Origin of the sequence: Aureimonas pseudogalii (genome assembly GCF_014196835.1) — a bacterium.
Classification (GTDB): Bacteria; Pseudomonadota; Alphaproteobacteria; order Rhizobiales; family Rhizobiaceae; genus Aureimonas; species Aureimonas pseudogalii.
Genome location: NZ_JACIEK010000001.1, coordinates 1,209,290 through 1,232,271, shown reverse-complemented (window position 1 = coordinate 1,232,271; position 22,982 = coordinate 1,209,290). Strand labels below are relative to the sequence as shown.

The window sequence follows — 22,982 nt, the reverse complement described above, 5'->3', positions numbered from 1 at the left end:
CATCCCAAGGAGCCCTCGATGATCGCCATCAACCGCCGCCGCCTTCTCCTCGGAGCCGCCGCCCTCGCCGGCGGCGCGCTTCTCGCCTCGACGCCCTTCGGTCATCCCGCCTTCGCGCAGGCGCTGGATCGGCCGGTGAAGGCCGCCTTCGTCTATGTCGGCCCGGTCGGCGATTTCGGCTATTCCTTCGCTCACGACCAGGGCCGCAAGTTCCTGGCCGATAAACTCGGCGACAAGGTCGTCACCACCTTCGTCGAGAACGTGGCGGAGGGGCCGGACGCCGAGCGCGTCATCCGCAAGCTCGCGCAGGACGGCAACGACATCATCTTCTCGACCTCCTTCGGCTTCATGAACCCGACCCTGAAGGTCGCCAAGCAGTTTCCGAAGGTGAAGTTCGAGCACGCCACCGGCTACCAGACGGCCGCCAACATGGGCATCTACAACGCCCGCTTCTACGAGGGGCGCGCCGTGCTCGGCACCATCGCGGGCCATATGTCGAAGTCGGGCAAGGCCGGCTACGTCGCGTCCTTCCCGATCCCGGAAGTGGTGATGGGCATCAACGCCTTCACGCTCGCCGCGCGCAAGGTGAACCCCGCCTTCGAGACGCAGGTCGTCTGGGTCAATTCCTGGTACGACCCTGCCAAGGAGGTGCAGGCGACCTCGGCGCTTCTCGACCAGGGCGCCGACGTCATCACCCAGCACACCGACAGCCCCGGCCCGCTGCAGGAGGCCGAGAAGCGCGGCGCCGTCGCCTTCGGGCAGGCCTGGGACATGCAGAGCTTCGCGCCGAACGCCCACATGACCGCGATCGTCGACAATTGGGGGCCCTACTATGTCGGCCGCGTCGAGGCGGTGGCCGCCGGCTCGTGGAAACAGGACGACGTCTGGCTCGGCATGAAGGAGGGCGAGGTGAAGATGTCGCCCTTCAACGAGAAGATGCCGGCCGACGTGAAGGCCGCCGCGCAGAAGGTGGTCGACGAGACGACGGCGGGCACCTACAGCGTCTTCACCGGCCCGATCAAGGATCAGGCGGGCGCCGAGAAGGTGGCGGCAGGCGTCGTCATCCCCGACGCCGACCTCCTGAAGATGGACTGGTACGTCGAGGGCGTGCGCAACTAGCAGCGCCCCGTTGACGCCGGCGAGGCGACTCGCCGGTCCGCTGGCGGCTCACCCCGCCGTCGCGATCTTGCTAGACGGGCTCTCATCCCATCAGCATCGGGACCGCCGCCCGCGCGGCGTTCCCCTCGAAACAGCCTGCCCTCCTTCCCGTCTCCTGAACGGCGGAGGGCGCGACGAAGGCGCATCGGATCACCAGAGGAAGCGTCCGCGACAAGGGGGCGGCGCTTCGGAGCCATCCCATGTGGACCTATTTCTCCGAATGGCTGCAGTTCGGCGTGCGCTGGGTGCATGTCGTCACCGCGATCGCCTGGATCGGGTCGTCCTTCTACTTCATCGCCCTCGACCTCGGGCTCCGCAAGCCGCACGGCACGCCAGTGGCGGGCGTGGGAGGCGAGGCCTGGCAGGTGCATGGCGGCGGCTTCTATAACATCCAGAAATACATGGTGGCCCCGCCGCACATGCCGGAAGACCTCACCTGGTTCAAATGGGAGGCCTATTCCACCTGGCTGTCGGGCGCGGCGCTCCTCTTCCTCGTCTACTATCTCGGCGCCGATCTCTATCTGATCGACCCCACTGTGGCCGACCTCCCGGCCTGGGGCGCGGTGCTGATCGGCGTCGCCGGGCTGGCGCTCGGCTGGGTGGTCTATGACGCGATCTGCAAGTCGCCGCTGAAGAATAACGATTCGGCGCTGCTCGGCGCGCTCTTCCTCTATGTCGTGGCGGCGAGCTTCGTCTTCTCCCAGCTCTTCTCCGGGCGCGGCGCCATGCTGCACACCGGCGCGATGATCGCGACGATCATGAGCGCCAACGTCGCGATGCTCATCATCCCCAACCAGACGATCGTGGTGGCCGACCTCAAGGCCGGGCGCACGCCCGACCCGCGGCTCGGCGCGGCGGCCAAGCAGCGCTCTCTCCACAACAACTACCTGACGCTGCCCGTCATCTTCCTCATGCTCTCCAACCACTATCCGTTGGCCTTCGCCACGCAGTGGAACTGGGCGATCGCCGGGCTGGTGCTGCTCATCGGCGCCTTCGTGCGCCATTTCTTCAACACGATGCACAAGACGGGGCGCCAGCTCTGGTGGTGCTGGGCGGTGGCCGGCCTTCTGTTCGCCCTCGTCATCACGCTGTCGGGCGCGCCCGGCTGGCGAACAGTGCCGGGCTCGGAGCCGGCAGCGGCGGCGCAGAGCCTCGACTTTCCCGCCGATCCGCAGCTGGCGCTCGCCCGCTCGCCGCTCTTCACGGAGGCCTCCTCGATCGTCCAGTCGCGCTGCTCCATGTGCCATGCTCGCCAGCCGCACTGGCCGGGCATCGCCCATGCGCCGAAGGCGGTGCTGCTGGAGACCGAGCGCGACATCGTCCTCAACGCCGCGCTCATCGACCGGCAGGCGGTGCGCTCGCACGCCATGCCGCCCGGCAACCTCACCGGGCTGGAGCCGGAGGAGCGCCTCGCGCTGGCGCTCTGGATCCGCTCCGGCGATGCCGTCTACCGCCCATAACCTCAAGCCGCTAGACTTCGCCACATGACGAACCTCTCTTCCGACGCCGGCGGCACGCTGGCCATCCGCGCGCGCGTCCTCACCTACCACGCCCATCCGCTCGGCGTCGGCGAGGGTGGCTCGCACCGCTACATCGAGGACGGGCTCGTGGTGATCAGCGACGGGCTGATCGAGGCGGTGGGCGAGGCCGGCGCGCTCCTGCCCGATCTCGCGCTCGACTGTCCGGTCGCCGACTACCGGCCCTTCCTCGTCACCGCCGGCTTCGTCGATCCGCATCTGCACCTGCCACAGACGCAGGTCGTCGGCTCCTACGGCACCGAGCTGATGGAATGGCTCCAGCGCTACACCTTTCCCGAGGAGACGCGCTACGGCGACCCGGCGGTGGCGGACGCCGCCTCGCGCTTCCTGCTGCACGAGCTCTTGCGCAACGGCACCACCACGGCGGTCGCCTTCTGCACCTCGCATCCGCAATCGGTGGAGAGCTTCTTCACCGAGAGCCAGCGGATAGGCCTGCGCATGGTCGCTGGCAAGGTAATGATGGACCGCAACGCGCCCGAGGCCCTGCTCGACACGCCGCGCCGCGGCTACGACGAATCGAAGGCGCTGATCGCCCGCTGGCACGGCAACGGGCGCCTCGCCTACGCGATCTCGCCGCGCTTCGCCCCGACCTCCACCGAGGCGCAGCTGGAGGCGACGCAGGCGCTCGCCGCCGAATACCCGGCGATGCACGTCCAGACGCACCTCTGCGAGAATACCGGCGAGATCGCCTTCGTCGCCGAGCTGTTTCCCTGGTCGAAGGACTACACCGCCGTCTACGAGCGCTACGGGCTGGTGCGGCGCAAGGCGCTGTTCGGCCATTGCATCCATCTCTCCGAGCGCGAGCGGGGCGCGCTGGCGGAGGCCGGCGCGACGGCGGTGTTCTGCCCGACCTCCAACCTCTTTCTCGGCTCCGGCCTCTTCGACCGCGACGCCGCGCTCGAGGCGGGCCTTCGCACGGGGATCGCCACCGACATCGGCGGCGGCACCTCCTATTCCATGCTGACGACGGCGGCCGAGGGCTACAAGGTGCTGGCGCTGCGCCGACAGACGCTGCCGGGCCACGCCGCCTTCTACATGCTGACGGCCGGCAATGCCGACGCGATCGGCTACGGCGACCGCATCGGGCAGGTGGCGCCGGGCTTCGAGGCCGATCTCGTCGTCCTCGACACCCACGCCACGCCCGCGCTGCGCCGCCGCATGGAGCGGGTGGAGACGCTGGAGGAGGAACTTTTCGTGCTGATGACGATGGGCGACGATCGCTCCATCGTCTCGACCTACGCGGCGGGCCGCAAGGTGCATGCGCGCGGCACCGGGGGCATCGACCTGCCGCCGCGCGCCGAGCCGGGGCCGGCGCTGGGCGCATCCGGAAGAGGCGAAGGCGGAAGCGTCCAGGCGCCCTGACGCGCGTCGAACCCAGGAGCAGGTTCCGAAGAAGCTTGTTCTACGAACTCGCGATGGACGACCGGCTCTTCGGCGTCGTCATCGACCCGGCATCCTATCCGGCTTCTACAACCGAGTCCGATGCATCATCAGCTATGCCTTTTGAACGCGTTTCAGAACCTTCCGCCCGAAGAACTTGGAGTAGCAGGTCATTGCGACTATCGAGTTGAAGACGGCGCCAAGGCCAAACACAATGATCCAGAAACTGGTATCAGGCAAAGGCTCGATAAACCAAGTGAGAATTCCGAATGCAATCGCGACTTCAATGATGAGCGATACCAATACGCTAACACCAACCAAACTCCAGTATTCAGAACTCGTTGGAAGTCGCATCTCACTTTTGACGAAGAAATGGAATGTGCCAAGTGCGCTGGCCGCCATCGTGAGGATGTTCGCGCTGGAATTCTTCAGCCCCGGCAGGAGAAGTTCTCCGAGGACGATCAGAGCCCACAACGCGAGATAGTAAAGACCATATCTGAGGCCGTACCTCACAAGATCACTCAGCGCCATATCGGATGGGTTCCGTCAGGGTCAGATCGTCAGTTCAATGGCCCGTGCGCCCGAAGTCAACACCAAAAAGGCATGCGCTGCGGGGAACGAGGCGCGCGGCTCCGGCTTATCCCCCCATGTCGCGGGCGTCATGGGGGCGGCTCGCAACGGAGGGCGGACGATGCGGCTTGTGCGGTTTGGAGAAGTGGGCGCCGAGAAGCCGGGTCTGATCGACGACGAATTCCGCCTGCGCGATCTCTCCGGGGAGATCGACGATCTGGCGGGCGAGGCCCTGTCGCGGGCCGGCCTTGCCAAGATCCGGGCGCTCGACCCCAAGAGCCTGCCGAAGACCGATCCGAACCAGCGCCTCGGCCCACCCGTGGGCGGCACGCGCAACTTCATCGCCGTCGGCTTGAACTATGCCGACCATGCGCGCGAGACCGGCGCCGAGCCGCCGGAGGAACCGGTGCTCTTCTCCAAGGCGACTTCCTCGATCGCCGGCCCACGCGACGAGATCGTCATTCCCCACGGCTCGACGCAGCTCGACTGGGAGGTGGAGGTCGCCGTCGTCATCGGCGAACGCTGCTTCCAGGTGTCGGAGGCCGAGGCGCTCGACCATGTCGCCGGCTTCACGCTCTGCCACGACGTGTCGGAGCGCAACTGGCAGAAGGAGCGCGGCGGCCAGTGGCTGAAGGGCAAGAGCGCGCCCGGCTTCGGCCCGCTCGGCCCCTGGCTCGTGACGACCGACGCCTTGTCCGACCCCGGCAGGCTCGACCTCTGGCTCGACGTGAACGGGCGCCGGATGCAGGCCGGCTCCACGGCCGACATGATCTTCGACTTCAGGACGATCGTCTCCTACGTCTCGCAGTTCATGGCGCTCGAGCCCGGCGACGTCGTCACCACCGGCACGCCGGCGGGCGTCGGCGCCGGCATGAAGCCGCCGGTCTTCCTGAAGGACGGCGACATCGTCACGCTCGGCAGCGAGCATCTCGGCGAACAGCGCCAGATGGTGAGCGCGCAGTCGCGCTGACCGCACCTCGTGCGGGCGCCGTCACGTGAAACCCCTTCGCGCGACTGGATTCCCGCGTCGTCCCTCCTAGCCTTAAGGCAGCCGGCGGCCATTCTTGTGAATGACCGCCGGCCCGATCCGTCACCATGACCCGAGAAGGTTCGCCCATGGCCCAGTCCGACGCCGCCGCGACCAAGTCCCGCAAGAGCCGTCCGCCGGCCGAGCCCACCGTCTCGGAAGGCTCGCTGAAGCGGTTGAAGGCGCTCGCACGCGATCGCGTCGTGATCGAGGGGGTCGCGCCGCTGATCGATGGGGGCCGCTTCGCGGTGAAGCGCACCGAGAACGAGCCGCTGGCGGTCGAGGCCGACATCTTCTCCGACGGTCACGAGATCATCGCCGCGGCTCTGCTCACGGCGGGCGCGGGGGAGGAGGATTGGCGCGAGACGCCCTTCACCTATCTTGCGAACGACCGCTGGACGGCGAGCGTCGCCTTCGCGCGTCCCGGACCCTACCGCTACACGATCGTCGCTTGGCGAGACACGTTCGCGACCTGGGCCAGCGACACGAAGAAGAAGCGCGACGCCGGCGTCGAAATCGCGCTGGAGTTGCGCGAGGGCGCGACGCTGCTGGAAAAGGCGGCCGACTCCGGTCGCGGCACGAAGGACCAGGGCAAGGCGCTGAAAGCCCTGCGGGCTCGCGTCGAGAAGCTCGCCGCCAAGCGCGACGCCGACGCGCTCTACGCGGCCTTCGCGGAAGCCGAGACGGCCGAGCTGATGCGCGACGTCGGGTTGCGCGAGAACCTCTCGCGCTACGAGACCGAGGTTCCCGTCTGGGTCGATCGCGAGGCCGCGGGCTTCTCCTCGTGGTACGAGCTGATGCCGCGTTCGCAGTCCGGCGACGTGACGCGCCACGGCACGTTCGACGACGTGATCGCCCGTCTGCCCGACATTCAGGAAATGGGGTTCGACGTCCTCTATTTCCCGCCGATCCATCCGATCGGCCAGTCGAACCGCAAGGGCCGGAACAACTCGGTGACGGCGCAGCCCGGCGAGCCGGGCAGCCCCTACGCCATCGGCTCGGCGGAGGGTGGCCATAAGGATCTGCATCCCGAGCTCGGCTCGTTCGCCGACTTCCAGCGGTTGGTGACCCGCGCCGCCGACCACGGGCTGGAGATCGCCATCGACTTCGCCATCCAGTGCTCGCCCGACCATCCCTGGATCAAGGAGCATCCCGGCTGGTTCGACTGGCGACCGGACGGCACGATCAAATATGCCGAGAACCCGCCGAAGAAGTACCAGGACATCGTCAATGTCGACTTCTACGCGGGCGACGCTGTGCCCTCGCTCTGGATCGAGCTGCGCGACGTCGTCCTCTTCTGGCTCGCCAAGGGCGTTCGCATCTTCCGGGTCGACAACCCGCACACCAAGCCCTTCCCCTTCTGGGAATGGATGATCGCGGAGGTTCGCGCGGTCGATCCCGGCGCGATCTTCCTCGCCGAGGCCTTCACGCGGCCGAAGCTCATGAAGCGTCTCGCCAAGGTCGGCTACAACCAGTCCTATTCCTACTTCACCTGGCGCAACGCCAAGTGGGAGCTTCGCCAGTATCTCGAGGAGCTGACGAAAGAGGAGTGCGGCGAGTTCATGCGCCCTAACTTCTTCGTCAACACGCCCGACATCAACCCGCTCTTCCTGCATACGAGTGGACGCGCCGGCTTCCGACTGCGCTTGGCGCTGGCGGCGACGCTGGCCGGCAATTACGGCGTCTATTCCGGCTTCGAGCTGTGCGAGAGCGAGCCTCTCGTCGTCGGCAAGGAAGAGTACAAGGATTCCGAGAAATACGAGGTCCGCGCCTTCGACTGGAAGCGCGAAGGCAACATCCGCGACGACATCGCCTTCTTCAACCGCATCCGGCGCTCCGAGCCGGCGCTGCGCGACTTCCGCAACCTGCAGTTCCTCGAATTCTGGAACGACAACGTCCTCTACTTCGCCAAGCGCACGGCGGATCTCTCCTCCTACATCCTCGTCATGGTCTCGCTCGATCCGCACAACCCGCAAGGCGGGCATTTCGAGGTGCCGCTCTGGGAACTCGGCCTGCCCGACACCGGCACCGTGAAGGTCGAGGATCTCGTGGCGGACCGGCAGTTCGTCTGGGCAGGCAAGGTCCAGCATTGGTGGTTCGAGCCCGAGAACGTCCCCTATGCGGTGTTCCGCATCTCGGTCTGACGCCTCGGCGCCCCCTTCCTTCCGCAAGCTTCGCCCGATCCCGCCAGGGGATCCCCGACGCGAAAGAGACCATCATGAACGAACAGGTTGCCATCTCGTCCACCGAGGCCTCCAGCGGTCCCAACCGCGAGGCGCCGGACTGGTACAAGGACGCGATCATCTACCAGCTGCACATCAAAACCTTCATGGATTCGAACGGCGACGGCATCGGCGACTTCGCCGGTCTGCTGTCGAAGCTCGACTACGTGAAGGAACTCGGCGTCACCGCGATCTGGATCATGCCCTTCTACCCCTCGCCGCTGCGCGACGACGGCTATGATATCTCCGACTACGAATCGATCAACCCGAGCTACGGCACGATGGAGGATTTCGAGCGGCTGGTGGACGAGGCCCACAAGCGGGGCCTGCGCATCATCACCGAGCTCGTGATCAACCACACGTCGGACCAGCATCCCTGGTTCCAGGCCGCGCGGAACGCGCCGAAGGGCTCGCCGGAGCGCGACTTCTACGTCTGGGCCGACGACGACAAGGGCTACGACCTCACCCGCATCATCTTCCTCGACACCGAGACCTCGAACTGGACGTGGGACCCCGTGGCCGGCCAGTATTTCTGGCACCGCTTCTATTCGCACCAACCCGACCTCAACTTCGACAATCCGAAGGTGATGGACGAGGTGCTGAAGACCATGCGCTTCTGGCTCGACAAGGGCGTCGACGGGCTGCGGCTCGATGCGATCCCCTATCTGATCGAGCGCGAGGGCACGAACAACGAGAACCTGAAGGAGACGCACGACGTCCTCAAGACGATCCGTGCCGAGATCGACGCCCATTATCCCGACCGGATGCTGCTCGCCGAGGCCAACCAGTGGCCCGAGGACACGCGCCCCTATTTCGGCGAGGGCGACGAATGCCACATGGCGTTCCACTTCCCGCTGATGCCGCGCATGTACATGGCGCTGGCGCAGGAAGACCGGCACCCGATCACCGACATCCTGCGCCAGACGCCGGACATTCCCGCCAATTGCCAGTGGGCGATCTTCCTGCGCAACCATGACGAGCTGACGCTCGAGATGGTGACCGCCGAGGAGCGCGACTATCTCTGGTCGACCTATGCGGCCGACAAGCGCGCCCGCATCAATCTCGGCATCCGCCGGCGCCTGGCGCCGTTGATGGGCAACGACCGGCGCAAGGTCGAGCTTCTCAACGCACTGCTGATGTCGATGCCCGGCACACCCGTCGTCTACTACGGCGACGAGATCGGCATGGGCGACAACATCTATCTCGGCGACCGCGACGGCGTGCGCACGCCCATGCAATGGTCGGCCGACCGCAACGGCGGCTTCTCGCGCGCCGATCCGCAGCGCCTCTACCTGCCCTCGATCCAGGATCCGATCTACGGCTACCAGGCGATCAACGTCGAGGCGCAGTCGGCCAACCCGGCCTCCTACCTCGCGTGGATGCGCCGCCTCGTGCAGGTGCGCGCCACCCGCGAGACCTTCGGGCGCGGCACGATCTCGTTCCTCTATCCCTCGAACCGCAAGATCCTCGCCTATCTTCGCGAATACGAGGGCGAGCGCATTCTCTGCATCGCCAATCTCTCGGCCTCCGCGCAGGCCGTGGAACTCGACCTTTCGGCCTTTGCCGGCGCAGTGCCGGTGGAGATGCTGGGCCTGTCGGCCTTCCCGACGATCGGAACCAACCCCTACAACCTTTCGCTTCAGGCCTACGGCTTCTTCTGGTTCTCGCTCGGCACGGACGACACGGTGCGCGAGCGCGCCAACATCCCCCAGCCGCTGCCGGAATTCTCGACGCTGGTGATCACCGGCGACCTGAAGGACACGATCCCCGGCCGCAACCGCCGCGAGATCGAGGCGGTGCTGCCGTCCTTCGTCGGTCGCCAGCGCTGGTTCGCCGGCAAGAACGACAAGCCCGAGGGCGCCAGCTACCAGATCGTCGGCGGCCCGACGCCGAACTCGCGCAAGCATCTCCTCGGCGAGACGATCATCCGCACCGCCGCGGGCGAGCAGCGCTACTTCCTGCCGCTCGCCGCCAAATGGGGCGAGGAGCACCTCCGCTCGGGCGCGCCGACGCTGCCCTTCACGCTCGCCAAGATTCGCCTGGGATCGCAGATCGGCGCGGTGGTGGACGCCGCGCGCGACCCCGAGTTCGACAAGCTGATGGTCGATCTCATCGCCAAGGGCGAGACGCTCGAGTTCGACGGGCAGCGCATCGTGGTGGAGCGCTCGTCGGCCCGCGCCGACGCGCTCGCCGCCGCGGCCGCGGTTCCGGTGGAGGAAATCTCGCCTCTCTCGGGCGAGCAGTCGAACACCTCGATCACGGTCGGCACCGTCGGCATCCTCAAGTTCTACCGGCAGTTGCGCGACGGCATGCAGCCCGAGCTCGAGGTCACCCAGTTCCTCACCGAGAAGACGAGCTTCGAGGCCGCGCCCGCCCTGCTCGGCTCGATGGAACTGCACCGCGCCGACGGCAGCCGCTCGGCGGTGGCGGCACTCTTCGAGCGCATCGAGAACCAGGGCGACGCCTGGAGCCGCGTCACCGAGTCGCTCGCTCGCCATCTTCGCGACAACGCTTATGGCGAGGGGTCGGCAACGGCCGAGCCGGTGAGCGAGGATACCGCGTCGAGCGACCCGCAGTTGATCCTACAGTTCGATCCCGGCGAGACGATCGGCCGGCGCACCGGCGAGATGCACGCTGCGCTCGCCACCGTGACCGGCGATCCCGCCTTTGATCCCGAGCCGCTCGACGCGGCCTCGCTCAAAGCGATCGTGGAGGAAGCCAAGGCCGAGGCCATGGCCGCGCTCGACGTGCTGCGGCAGGGCGCCGTCGGCGTCGATCCCGCGCTCGCCGACGACATCGCGGCGCTGACAGGCGCTGGCGATGCCATCGGGCGCTGGTTCGACGGCTTCGCCGCCGCCAAGCCTTCGGGGGTGCGCACGCGCATTCACGGCGACTACCATCTCGGGCAGGTTCTCGTGTCGCGCAACGACGTCGCGATCCTCGACTTCGAGGGCGAGCCCGGCCGTCCGCTCGAAGAGCGCCGCGCCAAGACCTCGCCGCTGCGCGACGTCGCGGGAATGCTGCGCTCCTACGACTACGCGGCCTTCGCCGCGCGCGACAAGGTCGGCCCGGCCGACGAGGCGACGCTGACCCGCATCCGCGAGATGGCGGAAGGCTGGCGCGAGGCGACGAGCGCGGAATTCCTCAAGGCCTGGGAGGCCGCCTCGGGCGTCGATCTCGCCGACGAGGGGAACTCGACGCTGCTCGATCTCTTCCTGCTGCAGAAGGCCTTCTACGAACTGCGCTACGAGGCCGCGATGCGGCCGGCCTGGCTGTCGATCCCGCTTCGGGGCATCGTCTCCCTCCTCCAGAAACGACAGGTGCTCGCATGAGCCAGACCTCCTCTCACGCGTCCGTCGATCACCGGCTTCACGGGGACGAAGCGGCGGCGCTCAGCGGCGGGCGGCACGAGAATCCGTTCGGCGTGCTGGGGCGCCACGCCACCGAGGGCGGATCGATCGTCCGCGCGTTCCGGCCCGGCGCGACCCGCGCCGAGGTGATCGACGCGAAGGGCGCGGTGCTCGGCACGCTGGAAGAAGGCGGCACCGAAGGTCTCTTCTCCGGCTTCGTTGCCGGAGACATGCCCGTCCACCGCTTCCGATTCACCCATGGCGAGGTGACCTGGGAGGAGGAGGATCCCTACCGCTTCGGCACGATCCTCTCCGATCTCGACGCCTACCTGATGGCCGAGGGCACCCACTACAAACTCTACGAGAAGCTCGGCGCGCATCCGCGCACGCTGGACGGCGTCGAGGGCGTCGCCTTCGCGGTCTGGGCGCCCGACGCGCGTCGCGTCTCGGTGGTCGGCAATTTCAACGCCTGGGACGGGCGCCGTCACGTGATGCGCAAGCGCATCGAGGCCGGCGTCTTCGAGCTCTTTGTGCCTTCGCTGGCGCGCGGCGAGGTCTACAAGTTCGAGATCGTCGGTCCGCATGGCGAGATCCTGCCGCTGAAGGCCGATCCCGTGGGCTTCCGTCAGGAACTGGCGCCGTCCACCGCCTCGATCGTTGACGGTCTCGTGCAGCACGAGTGGCAGGACGACGCCTTCCGGGCCAAGTCCGCCGACTGGCAGGACGCCTCGAAGCCGGTGTCGGTCTACGAGGTGCATCTGGGCTCCTGGAAGCGGGGCGACGGCGACAGCTTCCTCGACTACGACGCACTTGCGAAGGAGCTGGTCGATTACGTCCGCGAGATGTGCTTCACCCATGTGGAGTTCATGCCGGTCTCCGAGCATCCGTTCTACGGATCCTGGGGCTACCAGCCGATCGGCCTCTTCGCGCCGACCGCGCGCTACGGCACGCCGGAAGGCTTCGCGCGCCTCGTCGACGCCCTGCACGGGGCCGATATCGGCGTGCTCCTCGATTGGGTGCCCGGCCATTTCCCGACCGACGTCCACGGTCTCGGCCGCTTCGACGGCACCTCGCTCTACGAGCACGCCGACCCACGCCGCGGCTTCCACAAGGACTGGAACACGCTGATCTACGACTACGGGCGGACCGAGGTGAAGAACTACCTCGTCGCCAACGGCCTCTATTGGCTCGACCGGTTCCATGTCGACGGGTTGCGCGTCGATGCGGTGGCCTCGATGCTCTATCTCGACTACTCGCGCAGTCACGGCGAGTGGGAGCCCAACATCCATGGCGGGCGCGAGAATCTCGAGGCGATGGCCTTCCTGAAGGAGACGAACGAGCAGGTCGGCTCGCTCTTTCCGAACGCCACCACCCATGCCGAGGAATCGACGTCCTTCCCGAACGTCTCGCGTCCGACCTATGCGGGCGGGCTCGGCTTCCACTTCAAGTGGAACATGGGCTGGATGCACGACACGCTGCACTTCATGCAGGAAGACCCGATCAACCGGAAGTACCACCTGCACCACATGACGTTCGGAATGGTCTACGCCTATTCCGAGAACTTCCTGCTGCCGCTCAGCCACGACGAGGTCGTCTACGGCAAGGGCTCTATCCTCGGCAAGATGCCGGGCGACCGGTGGCAGAAGTTCGCCAACCTCCGCTGCTACTACGGGTTCATGTGGACCCATCCCGGCAAGAAGCTGCTCTTCATGGGCGGCGAGTTCGGGCAGGCGGCGGAATGGAACCACGACCAGTCGCTGGACTGGCACCTGCTCGACCAGCCGGAGCACAAGGGCGTGCAGCGCCTCGTGCGCGATCTCAACACGCTGTATCGCGGCGTTCCCGCCCTCTACGAGAACGATTGCGATCCGCACGGCTTCGAATGGGTGGACACGTCCAATGTCGATCAGTCGGTCCTGGCCTATCTGCGCAAGGACAAGCATGGGGGCGCGGCGCTCGTGGTCTGCAACTTCACGCCCAACGTCCACCACGGCTACCGGATCGGCGTGCCGCATGGGGGCTTCTGGGAGGAGGCGCTCAATACCGACGCCGAGATCTATGCGGGCTCCAACGTCGGCAACATGGGCGGCGTCGAAGCCGAGGCGATCCATGCCAACGGCCGGCCCTATTCGGTGTCCGTGACGTTGCCCCCGCTCGCGACGGTGGTCTTCGTGCCACGCCGTGCGGCCAGCGCGGGCATCACGCACGAGCCGACGGAGACCACGGTTGCGCCGCGCGAGAGCGCGGTGGCGGAAGGCGCCGTCTGAGACGGGTCGTCCGTCCGCGGAAACGCGGACGGACTCAGGCCGCGATCGCCTCGCGCGGAGCGGCCTGTTCGATCCGGTCGCGCCCGAGTTCCTTGGCGCGGTAGAGCGCCCGGTCGGCCGCCATCATCAGGTCGTCGAGCGTGCGCGCCGCGGCTTGCGTGCCGGCGAGGCCGGCGCTCGCGGTCGCCTTGATGTTCATGCCGTCCGGCTCCGCCACCGTTGCGGCGAACTGCCGGCAGATGCGCACGGCAATGCTGCGGGCCGCGTCGGGCTCGGTGGCCGGAAACAGGACGGCGAACTCCTCGCCGCCGAGCCGCGCCAGAATGTCCTGCGGGCGCATCTCGGCTTCCGCAACGCGGCTGAAGAGTTCGAGGACGCGGTCGCCGGTCTGGTGTCCGTAGCGATCGTTGATCGACTTGAAGTGGTCGAGATCGAAGATCACGAGGACCAGAGGTCGGTCTGCCGCAAGAGACTGCGCAAAGGCGCGTTCGGCCTTGCGCACGAGGCCGCGGCGATTGTCGAGCCCGGTCAGGTAGTCGATCTGCGAGGCCTCCAGGAGCTGGCGCTCCGTCTTCTCGCGCACGAGCACGAGCAGCGTCATCGGCGCCGACACCGACCAGAGCACACCTTCGAACATCGTGAGCATGATGTTGGTGCTCCAGAGCGCGATCTCGGTGCCCGGCCAGAGGGCGGTGACAAGGGCGCGGACCGCGAAGAACGTACCGTGGAATGCGAAGAGGGTCGCGGCGAGGCGCTGCGAGGGCAGGGGCTTGACGTCGGCGTGTCGGCGCAGCAACGCTGCGCTCACCGCGAGCATCACGACCGCGACGGGCAGCGACGTCACGACGATTCGCGTGGCGATGGAGAGATCCGTTCCCTTCGCGAGCCAAGCCGCCACGAGCACAGCGAAGACAGCCGTCCAGAGCCGATGCGCGGGCCTGTCGAGAAAGCTCAGCGTGCCCGCAGCGATGGCGGCGTATCCGGCGCAGACCGCCACGTTGGACAGGCCGATCCCCAGGAAGATCGGCAGGGCGACGGCGGAAATGCGGAGCGCGCATCCGACCGAGATCAGCAGGTAGCCGAGCGCCCAGAGACCAAGCTCGCGCCGGTGCGCCGTATTGGTCCGGCGCTCCCAGTAGGTCAGCGCAGCCGCCGTCGCCGTGGTGCCGATGATCAGGCAGTAGAGGGTGGGAACATCGATCTGCATGAGCCGCTTCGCCGTTGACCCCGACAACCTGCGCGTTCAATCGCCAATGTTCCCTTACCACACGGCACCTTTGACGCAGATGGTGAAGCGCGGGTTAACGCCGCAAGCTCATCGGGGATCGACCACCTCGACCATGTCGACGGAATGGCGGTGCTTCTGCGGGCCGGAGGTGATGAGAACCCCGTCGATCGGCGCGACGTCGCCGTAGTCGCGCCCGACGGCGACGAGCACGTGATCCTCGCTGGCCAGGCACCCGTTCGTCGGGTCGAAGCCCATCCAGCCGACGTCCTCGCCGGTCCACACCTCGACCCAGGCGTGCATCGCGTCGGCGCCTTCCAGCCGTGGGCGGCCGGGCGGCGGCTCGGTGCGCAGGAAGCCGCTCGCGTAGCGCGCCGGCAGCCCGCAGGCCCGAAGACCCGCGATCATCAGATGCGAGAAGTCCTGGCAGACGCCGCGTCGCTGCTCGAAGGTCTCGGCGACGGTGGTGGTGATGGTCGAGACGCCGGACTGGAAGCGGAACTCGGCCTTGATGCGCCGCGCGAGCGCCAGCATCGCCTCGGCTACGGGCGCGTCCGGCGCAAGGGTCTCACGCAGATAGGCGCCTATTTCGGGCGAGGGGGCGACGAGGCGGCCTCCGCCGAGGAAATGGATCGGGCTGTCGCCGCCGGGATCGCGCGCAGCGGCGGCGAGAGCCGAGATCGCAGCCACCGAGGGCGTCATGCCGAGATCAGGCGCCGGCCGCTCGACGGCGAGCCGCACCTTTAGCTCGATCGCCAGCTCGTCGTGCGGCTGGTGGATCAAGAGATGCTCGCAGGCATTGCCGAAGAAGTCGGGCTCGCTGGCGAGTTCCGCCGGCACGGGATCGATCTCGAGGCTGGCGCGCTCCAGCCGCTGTCCGCCGATCTCGCGCGGCGTGACGCGCAGGATGTGGCGGGCGTCCTTCACGTGTCCGGGATAGTGGTAGGCGATGCGCAGGCGAATGTCGTAGCGGGTCATGGGGTCGTCATTCCGCGCCGAAGCGCTCGATCGTGCCCTGCGGCCCGACGGTGAAGTAGCGCTCGGTCAGGAGATCGGAGATGTCGCACGCATCGCCCGCGATACGGGTGAGGAAGGCGGCGTCCACCTCGGCGGGATCCGCGGTCTGCAGGCGCACGAGCAGCCGCGCGGTGCGGCGCGCCGCATTGTCGAGGCTCTCGCCCGCGAGGTTCCCCGGCAACGTGGCGATGACCTGGCGCAGCTGCGCCACCTGATAGGCGAGGGAGCGCGGATTGAGCGGATCGAGGATCGCGAGGTCGAGCACCGTCTCGGAGCTGAGCTCCACCGAAAAGCGCCGGCGATAGGTCATGCGGCTGTCGGTGAAGTCGAGCAGCGCCTCGAAGACGCCGTCGCCGCCCGCTTCGAGCAGCGCGGCTGCGGTGCTCGCGGTGGCGAAGGCGCGCTCGATCCGGCGCCCGCATTCGAGGAAGCGCCAGCCCGAGAACTGGTACATGTTCTCGTGGACGAGGCCGGAGAAGCCGGCGAGGCGGGTCAGCACACGGCTCGCCACCGCCCCGTCGTCCCGCTCCGTCGGTGCGGCGATCGCTTCGTCCAGCACCTCGACGATCTCGGCGAGCACCCGCCAGCCATCCGGCGAGAAGCGGTCCCGGATGCGCGAGGCGATGCCGAAGGCGATGGCGGCGAGATCGCGCAGGCCCCTCGCGGGATCGCCGGCCTCGCCGGGCGCTGCCATCGCCACGCCCGAGCGCGCCAGCAGCGCGACGCGGGCGAGATCGACGGGCGAGGGCACCTCGCCGACACCGCTGCGCTCGCGCGCGGCGCGCCAGATCCGCGTCGCGGCCTCCGTGCGCTCGGTGTAGCGGCCGAGCCAGAACAGGTTGTCGGCGGCGCGCGCGGGCAGCGAGCCCGGCAGGCGGCGCTGGAACCCTTGCGGGTCGGGCTTGCCGAGCAGCGTTACCGGGCGGGCCTCCTCCGCCTCGCCGGGAATCCAGACGTCGATCGAGCGTCCGCCGCCGGCGATCGCCATCGTATCGGCACGGGGGCTGTCGGCGACGCGGGCAAAGCCCCCGGGCATCACCTCCCAGCCGCCCTCGCCGCGGGCAACGAACACGCGCAGCGTCACCGGGCGGGGCACGAGTCCCTCGGCCGAGAAGACGGGAACGCTCGACAGGGCGGGCTGGCGCACCGCCACGGCACGCAAGTCGCGGCGCGCGAAGGCGGCGCGCATCGCGGCCTCGCTCGGCGCGGCATGCGGGCCGGCGGGCAGCGGCAGCGCCGGGGCGTAGCGCCAGCCGGGCGCGTCGGCCGTGGGACCATTGCCGCCGGGGGCGCCCCAATGCGTCTGTGCCGAGCCGAGCGAGAGCGGCGCGCCCATGAGCGCCATCGCCATCGCGTCCTCGAAGGCGGCGAAGGCCGGGGTTTCGAGAATGCCCGAGCCGAGCGCGTTGACGAGTTCGAGCGAACCGGCGCGGATGGCGCGCACGAGGCCGGGCGTGCCGATGCGCGAGCGCGCGAAGAGCTCCAGCGGATCGGCATAGTCGGCGTCGAGGCGGCGCCAGAGAACGCGCACCGGGCGCAGCCCGTCCACCGTGCGGATCCTCGCCTCGTCGTCGTGCACCACGAGGTCGCCGCCTTCCAGAAGGTGGAAGCCGAGATAGCGGGCAAGGTAGGAATGCTCGAAATAGGTCTCGTTGAGCGGCCCCGGCGTCAGCAGGCCGACGCGCGCGCCCTCGGTGCCGTTCAGCGCGTTCAGCGTCTCGCGGAAGCGGCCGAAGAAGCCGGCGAGGCGGCGCACCCGCAGCGTGTTGGCGAGGTCGGGAAAGGCGCGCGAGGTGGCGACCCGGTTTTCCAGCGCGAAGCCCGCACCGGAGGGAGCCTGCGTGCGGTCCGCCAGCACGCGCCAGCGACCGTCGGCGTCGCGCCCGAGATCGACGGCGATGAAGCGCAGCAGCGTGCGCCCGCCCGCGGCCTGATCGGCGAGGGGACGCAGGAACTCGGGGTTGGCGCCGACGAGGCGCCCGGGCAGGATGCCCTCGCGAACCAGACGTCGCTCGCCGTAGAGGTCGGCGAGAAGGCGCTCGAGATAGTCGGCGCGCTGGCGCAGCCCCGCCTCCAGCGCGCGCCACTCGCCGGGCTCGATCACCAGCGGAGGAAAGGCCAGCGGCCATAGCCGCTCGCTCGCGTCCCGGCCCGCGCGGTAGAAGACGCCGGCCTCGCGCAGATACTGTTCGGCCTTGCGGACCCGCGCCTCGCGCTCCGTCGGCGCGATGCCGGCGAGCCCGTCCACGAGCGCGCGATAGGCCGGGCGCACCGCGCCGTCGGCCCCGAGCATCTCGTCGGGACCGGCGAGGCCGGCGCGCGCCGCGGCATAGGTGGCGACGAGCGCCGCCGAGCCTGCTCCCGCCGGGACGGGCTCGCGGATCGGCGCCTGCGCCTCGGGCGCCGCGAGCGTCTCAGAGCGCAAGGAAGGCGGGCCGCCGGAGGTCGAGCGTCATCGGGAAGGAGGGATCGGGGATCTCCTGCATCGGCTGCGTGCGGCCCGGCGTGTGGCCGATCTCCTCGAACCGGGCGAGGCGGCGCGCCTCGGCCTCGTTGGAATTGACGGGGAACGTGTCGTAGGAGCGCCCGCCGGGATGGGCGACATGGTAGGTGCAGCCCCCGATCGAGCGGCCGGACCACTTGTCGTAGATGTCGAAGGTCAGCGGCGCGTGGACGGGGATCGTCGGATGCAGGCCCGAGGCCGGCTGCCAGGCCTTGAAGCGCACGCCGCCCACGGCCTCGCCGGCGGTGGCCGTCGCGGTCATTGGCACGACGCGGCCGTTGCAGGTGACGAGATGGCGCGCCGGGTCGAAGCCGGTGAGCTTGGCCTGCACGCGCTCGACGGAGGAATCGACGAAGCGCACGGTGCCGCCGATGGCGCCGGTCTCGCCCATCACGTGCCAGGGCTCCAGCGCCTGGCGGATCTCCAGCTTGACGCCCTCGCGCGTGATCTCGCCGCAGAACGGGAAGCGGAACTCGGCCTGCGCCACGAACCACTCGGGCCGCACGGGATAGCCGGAGCGGGCGAGATCGGCGAGGACGGTGAGGAAATCCTCCCAGACGAAGGCCTGCAGCATGAAGCGGTCGTGCAACGTCGTGCCCCAGCGCGCGAAGCGGCCGGTCTCGGGCTCGCGCCAGAACTTGGCGATGAGCGCGCGGATGAGGATCTGCTGGGCGAGCGACATGCGCGCCTCGGGCGGCATCTCGAAGCCACGGAACTCCACCAGCCCGAGGCGCCCGGTCGGCCCGTCCGGCGAGTAGAGCTTGTCGATGCAGATCTCGGAGCGGTGCGTGTTGCCGGTGACGTCGACGAGGAGGTTGCGGAACAGGCGGTCCACCAGCCAGGGTGGCGGCGCCTCGCCCTCGCCGGGCAGGGGCACCTGCGCCATCGCGATCTCCAGCTCGTAGAGCTGGTCGTGGCGCGCCTCGTCGATGCGCGGCGCCTGGCTCGTCGGGCCGATGAACATGCCCGAGAAGAGATAGGAGAGCGAGGGGTGGCGCTGCCAGTAGAGGACGAGCGACTTCAGGAGGTCGGGTCGGCGCAGGAACGGCGAGTCGGACGGCGTCGCGCCGCCGACCACGACGTGGTTGCCGCCCCCCGTTCCCGCGTGCTTGCCGTCGATCATGAACTTGTCGGTGCCGAGCCGCGACTGGCGCGCCTCGTCGTAGACGGTGGCGGTGATGTCCACCGCCTCGCGCCAGGACGCCGCCGGGTGGACGTTCACCTCGATGACGCCGGGATCGGGCGCGACGCGCACCACGTTGAGCCGCGGGTCGAACGGCGGCGGATAGCCCTCGATGCGCACCGGCAGCGCCTGCGCCTCGGCCGCGTCCTCGACGGCTGCGAGAAGCTCGAGATAGGCCTCCACGGTCTCCACCGGCGGCATGAAGACGTGCAGCACCCCGTCGCGCGGTTCGATGGCGAGCGCGGTGCGAACGTGGCCGAGGATCTCGGTCTCGGGGCCAGCGGCCGGCGGCGACCAGGTCTCGGCATCGAAGGCCTCGATGCGACGCTGCGGCGGCGCGGCCGCGGCGGGCTCGGGCAGCGGCGGGAAGGCCTGCATCGGGTCGGCGGGATGCGTGTAGGGGTATTGCGCCGGCGGCAGGTGATCGAGCGAGGCGAGCGGCAGGCGATAGCCGAGCGCGCTGTCGCCGGGCGTCAGGAACAGCGAGCCGCGCCGTGTCTCCCAGCGCTCCGAGATCCACTTGACGCCCTGCGCCTGCCAGGGCTGAACCGGCAGCACGACGCCGACGGGGTGGGCAAGGCCACGGTCGAAGACGCGGGCCAGACGCGCCCGCTCCTCCGGATCGTCGAGCTTGGAATCGGTGGGCGCGACGTTCGTCGGCAGCTTGGCCTCGCGCGCCAGCCAGTAGGACGGGTCCTCGAAGGCGGGCAGGGCGTTGGCGGGATCGACGCCGAGCTGGCGGGCCACGTCCTCGAGCACGCGCTGCGCGTCGTCGGGGGTGGCGGGCTCGGGCCGCGTCTCGCCGGCGATGAGCGCCGGGTTGCGCCAGATCGGCTTGCCGTCCTTGCGCCAGAAGATCGAATAGGTCCAGCGCGGCAGCGTCTCGCCGGGATACCACTTGCCTTGGCCGTGATGCAGGAAGCCGCCGGGTGCGAAGCGCGCCTGCAGGCGCCGCAGGAGATCGTCGGCGAGGCCGCGCTTGGCCGGCCCGGTGGCGTCGGCGTTCCACTCGGCCGCCTCGAAATCGTCGATCGAGACGAAGGTCGGCTCGCCGCCCATCGTCAGGCGCACGTCCATCGCGGTGAGGTCGGCGTCCACCGCCTCGCCCAGCGCGTCGAGCGCCAGCCAGCTCTCGTCCGAGAACGGATGCGACACGCGCGGCGCCTCGGCCACGCGCTGCACGTCCATCTCGAAGGCGAACGTCACCTCCGCGTAGTCCACCCCGCCGGCGATCGGCGCGGCCGAGCGGTAGTGCGGCGTCGCGGCCAGCGGCACGTGGCTCTCGCCGGTCATCAGGCCGGAGGTCGGGTCGAAGCCGATCCAGCCGGCGCCGGGCACGTAGACCTCGACCCAGGCGTGCAGGTCGCAGAAGTCCACCGCCGTGCCGGCCGGGCCGTCGAGCGCCACGAGGTCGGGCTTCAGCTGGATCAGGTAGCCCGAGACGAAGCGGGCGGCGAGGCCGAGATGGCGCAGCGCCTGCACCAGAAGCCACGACGAGTCGCGGCACGAGCCCGAATGCTTCTCCAGCGTCTCGTCGGGCGTCTGGACGCCCGGCTCCATGCGGATCGTGTAGTCGACGGTCTCGACCACCTGCCGGTTCAGGCCGACGAGGAAGTCGATCGTGCGTCGCGGCGTCAGGTCCACGGCTTCGAGGAAGGACTGCAGCGCCGGCCCGGCCGGCTCGGTCGCCAGATAGGGCTTCAGGTCGCCCGCCAGCTCGTCCGAATAGCGGAACGGAAAGCTCTCGGCGTAGTCCTCCGTGAAGAAGTCGAACGGATTGTAGACCGTCATGTCGGCGAGGAGGTCCACCTCGATGCGCAGCTCGGTCGCCTTCTCGGGGAAGACGATCCGCGCCAGCCAGTTGCCGAACGGGTCCTGCTGCCAGTTGATGAAGTGGTTCTCGGGCAGGATCTTCAGCGAATAGGAGGGCGTGCGGGTGCGCGAATGCGGCGCGGGCCGCAGGCGGATGGTCTGAGGCCCCAGCGTCACCGGGCGGTCGTAGTGGTAATGGGTGACGTGATGGAGGGCTGCGAGGATCGGCATCGGGTCCCAGACGCTGTCACGAGGAAAGAGCGAACGCGAGCATAGTCGCTCGAAACGCGGCAAGAAACCACTGCAATGCGGCATCGCCCGTCTGCCAGCTGCGACGCGGGTTTCGGCGGGCAAAAAGGAACCCTTTGCGGTCCCTTCAGTTCTCCGCGCGACCGGACTTCGCGCTGCGATGCGCAAAAGGGGAAACCCGCGATGAAGCTCTTTTCCTGCCCGGCCTGCGATCAGGTCGTGTTCTTCAGCAACGTCACGTGCGAGCGTTGCGGCCACGCGCTCGGCTACGAGCCGCGCCAGAACCGCGTGCTGGCGCTGGAAAAGGCGGACGACGGCTGGGTGTCGGTGGGCCGCAGGAGCCAGGGCGACCGGTGGACCTATTGCGACAACTATCGCTACGGTGTGTGCAACTGGCTGATTCCGGCTGGCAGCGACGCGAAATACTGCCTCGCCGACCGTCACAACCTGATGGTGCCCGACCTCAGTAATCCGCTCAACCAGAAGCTCTGGGGCAAGATGGAGGCCGCCAAGCACCGGCTGTTCTACACTCTGCTGCGCCTCAAGCTGCCGCTCTACACGCGAGACGAGCACCCCGAAGGCCTCGGCTTCAAGTTCCTGGCCGACAATCCGAACTCCACCAAGAAGGTGATGACCGGGCATGACAAGGGTGTCGTGACCGTGGCGCTGGCCGAGGCGGACGATCTGGAGCGCGAGACGCGGCGCAACGCGATGGGCGAGCCCTACCGCACGCTGCTCGGCCATTTCCGCCACGAGGTCGGCCACTGGTACTGGAACATTCTCGTGCGCGACGGCGGCGCGCTCGAAGCCTGCCGCGCCGTGTTCGGCGACGACACGCAGGATTACGGCGAGGCGCTGAAGCGCCACTACGCCAACGGGCCGAAGCCCAACTGGCAGGAGGACTACGTCTCGGCCTATGCGGCTTCGCATGCCTGGGAGGATTTCGCCGAGACCTGGGCACATTATCTCCACATCGTCGACACGCTGGAGGTCGGCGGCTCGTTCGGCATGACGATCCGGCCGCAGCTCGACCTCGACGGCATCCTGACCGCCGACCTCGCCTTCGACGTCTACGATCCCCGCACCACCATCGAGGAGATCGCCGATTCCTGGCTGGCGATCTCGCAGGCGCTGAACTCGATGAACCGCGCGATGGGCCTCGGCGATCTCTATCCGTTCGTGCTCTCGCCGGCGGTGATCGCCAAGCTCGGCTTCATCCACGATCTCGTGCACGGCCGGGCCGGACAGAGGCGGCACTCCCACCCGTCCGAGAAGACCTCGAACGACGCCCGCGTGCTGGCGCGCCAGACCGAGAACGCCTGAGCCGTTTGCGGCCATGCAGCGATGCGCGGCTCGTGAAATTAAAGGCTCTCCTGCACTGCCCGCGCCCGCTCGCCGCGCCACTTACGCATTTCGTGAATTTCCCGGTCCCCGATCCTCTTCGCCCCCCGGCCTCCTCCCCCCGGGCCGGCGAAGGCAGG

The 22,982-nt window shown here is 68.5% G+C and carries 13 protein-coding genes; 8 read left to right on the top strand and 5 right to left on the bottom strand.

Features of this window, described 5'->3' with window-relative positions; all coding sequences use genetic code 11:
* The first annotated feature begins 18 nt into the window (after positions 1 to 18).
* From GGR04_RS05850 to guaD, 3 genes are all read left to right on the top strand, one after another.
* A complete protein-coding gene (locus GGR04_RS05850) occupies positions 19 to 1,119 on the top strand; it encodes a BMP family ABC transporter substrate-binding protein (RefSeq protein ID WP_183198758.1) in 1,101 nt (366 codons plus the stop codon).
* A 239-nt stretch (positions 1,120 to 1,358) separates the two neighbouring features.
* Complete coding sequence (locus GGR04_RS05845) at positions 1,359 to 2,618, top strand: urate hydroxylase PuuD (protein WP_183198756.1); 1,260 nt, start codon at positions 1,359 to 1,361, stop codon at positions 2,616 to 2,618.
* Between the two features lie 24 nt (positions 2,619 to 2,642).
* Complete coding sequence (gene guaD, locus GGR04_RS05840) at positions 2,643 to 4,058, top strand: guanine deaminase (protein WP_183198754.1); 1,416 nt, start codon at positions 2,643 to 2,645, stop codon at positions 4,056 to 4,058.
* Positions 4,059 to 4,190: 132 nt separating this feature from the next.
* Here the strand turns inward: guaD and GGR04_RS05835 are convergent, their stop codons facing one another.
* Positions 4,191 to 4,607, bottom strand: coding sequence for an ABZJ_00895 family protein (locus GGR04_RS05835; RefSeq protein WP_183198752.1), 417 nt, complete (start codon positions 4,605 to 4,607; stop codon positions 4,191 to 4,193).
* Positions 4,608 to 4,767: 160 nt separating this feature from the next.
* On the opposite strand from GGR04_RS05835, the gene GGR04_RS05830 reads away from it, so the two are divergent.
* From GGR04_RS05830 to glgB, 4 genes are all read left to right on the top strand, one after another.
* Positions 4,768 to 5,616 (top strand): fumarylacetoacetate hydrolase family protein, encoded by an 849-nt coding sequence (locus GGR04_RS05830; RefSeq protein WP_183198750.1) that lies wholly within the window; start codon positions 4,768 to 4,770, stop codon positions 5,614 to 5,616.
* Between the two features lie 146 nt (positions 5,617 to 5,762).
* Complete coding sequence (locus GGR04_RS05825; RefSeq protein ID WP_183198748.1) at positions 5,763 to 7,817, top strand: alpha-1,4-glucan--maltose-1-phosphate maltosyltransferase; 2,055 nt, start codon at positions 5,763 to 5,765, stop codon at positions 7,815 to 7,817.
* Positions 7,818 to 7,891: 74 nt separating this feature from the next.
* Positions 7,892 to 11,227, top strand: coding sequence for a maltose alpha-D-glucosyltransferase (gene treS, locus GGR04_RS05820; protein WP_183198746.1), 3,336 nt, complete (start codon positions 7,892 to 7,894; stop codon positions 11,225 to 11,227).
* Entirely contained in the window at positions 11,224 to 13,512 is a 2,289-nt protein-coding gene (gene glgB, locus GGR04_RS05815; protein WP_183198745.1) for a 1,4-alpha-glucan branching protein GlgB, read from the top strand. Before treS ends, glgB begins: the two co-directional genes overlap by 4 nt.
* 34 nt (positions 13,513 to 13,546) lie before the next feature.
* Here the strand turns inward: glgB and GGR04_RS05810 are convergent, their stop codons facing one another.
* The 4 genes from GGR04_RS05810 to GGR04_RS05795 form a co-directional block, all read right to left on the bottom strand.
* A complete protein-coding gene (locus GGR04_RS05810) occupies positions 13,547 to 14,719 on the bottom strand; it encodes a GGDEF domain-containing protein (RefSeq protein ID WP_183198742.1) in 1,173 nt (390 codons plus the stop codon).
* A 108-nt stretch (positions 14,720 to 14,827) separates the two neighbouring features.
* Positions 14,828 to 15,715, bottom strand: a complete 888-nt coding sequence (locus tag GGR04_RS05805; RefSeq protein ID WP_183198740.1) for a transglutaminase family protein — start codon at positions 15,713 to 15,715, stop codon at positions 14,828 to 14,830.
* 7 nt (positions 15,716 to 15,722) lie between these two features.
* The gene (locus GGR04_RS05800; protein ID WP_246392674.1) at positions 15,723 to 18,179 is read right to left on the bottom strand and encodes a circularly permuted type 2 ATP-grasp protein; all 2,457 of its coding nucleotides are present in this window, start codon (positions 18,177 to 18,179) and stop codon (positions 15,723 to 15,725) included.
* Positions 18,169 to 21,483: a transglutaminase family protein gene (locus GGR04_RS05795; protein WP_183198739.1), complete on the bottom strand. Its 3,315-nt coding sequence runs from the start codon at positions 21,481 to 21,483 to the stop codon at positions 18,169 to 18,171. The genes GGR04_RS05800 and GGR04_RS05795 overlap by 11 nt, the downstream gene beginning before the upstream one ends.
* Positions 21,484 to 21,684: 201 nt before the next feature.
* On the opposite strand from GGR04_RS05795, the gene GGR04_RS05790 reads away from it, so the two are divergent.
* Positions 21,685 to 22,824, top strand: coding sequence for a zinc-binding metallopeptidase family protein (locus GGR04_RS05790; RefSeq protein ID WP_183198737.1), 1,140 nt, complete (start codon positions 21,685 to 21,687; stop codon positions 22,822 to 22,824).
* The last annotated feature ends 158 nt before the right edge of the window (positions 22,825 to 22,982 follow it).

Coding starts and splice junctions, on each gene's coding strand:
- GGR04_RS05850 (WP_183198758.1), top strand. CDS start 19: ATGATCGCCATCAACCGCCGCCGCCTTCTCCTCGGAGCCGCCGCCCTC.
- GGR04_RS05845 (WP_183198756.1), top strand. CDS start 1,359: ATGTGGACCTATTTCTCCGAATGGCTGCAGTTCGGCGTGCGCTGGGTG.
- guaD (WP_183198754.1), top strand. CDS start 2,643: ATGACGAACCTCTCTTCCGACGCCGGCGGCACGCTGGCCATCCGCGCG.
- GGR04_RS05835 (WP_183198752.1), bottom strand. CDS start 4,607: ATGGCGCTGAGTGATCTTGTGAGGTACGGCCTCAGATATGGTCTTTAC.
- GGR04_RS05830 (WP_183198750.1), top strand. CDS start 4,768: ATGCGGCTTGTGCGGTTTGGAGAAGTGGGCGCCGAGAAGCCGGGTCTG.
- GGR04_RS05825 (WP_183198748.1), top strand. CDS start 5,763: ATGGCCCAGTCCGACGCCGCCGCGACCAAGTCCCGCAAGAGCCGTCCG.
- treS (WP_183198746.1), top strand. CDS start 7,892: ATGAACGAACAGGTTGCCATCTCGTCCACCGAGGCCTCCAGCGGTCCC.
- glgB (WP_183198745.1), top strand. CDS start 11,224: ATGAGCCAGACCTCCTCTCACGCGTCCGTCGATCACCGGCTTCACGGG.
- GGR04_RS05810 (WP_183198742.1), bottom strand. CDS start 14,719: ATGCAGATCGATGTTCCCACCCTCTACTGCCTGATCATCGGCACCACG.
- GGR04_RS05805 (WP_183198740.1), bottom strand. CDS start 15,715: ATGACCCGCTACGACATTCGCCTGCGCATCGCCTACCACTATCCCGGA.
- GGR04_RS05795 (WP_183198739.1), bottom strand. CDS start 21,483: ATGCCGATCCTCGCAGCCCTCCATCACGTCACCCATTACCACTACGAC.
- GGR04_RS05790 (WP_183198737.1), top strand. CDS start 21,685: ATGAAGCTCTTTTCCTGCCCGGCCTGCGATCAGGTCGTGTTCTTCAGC.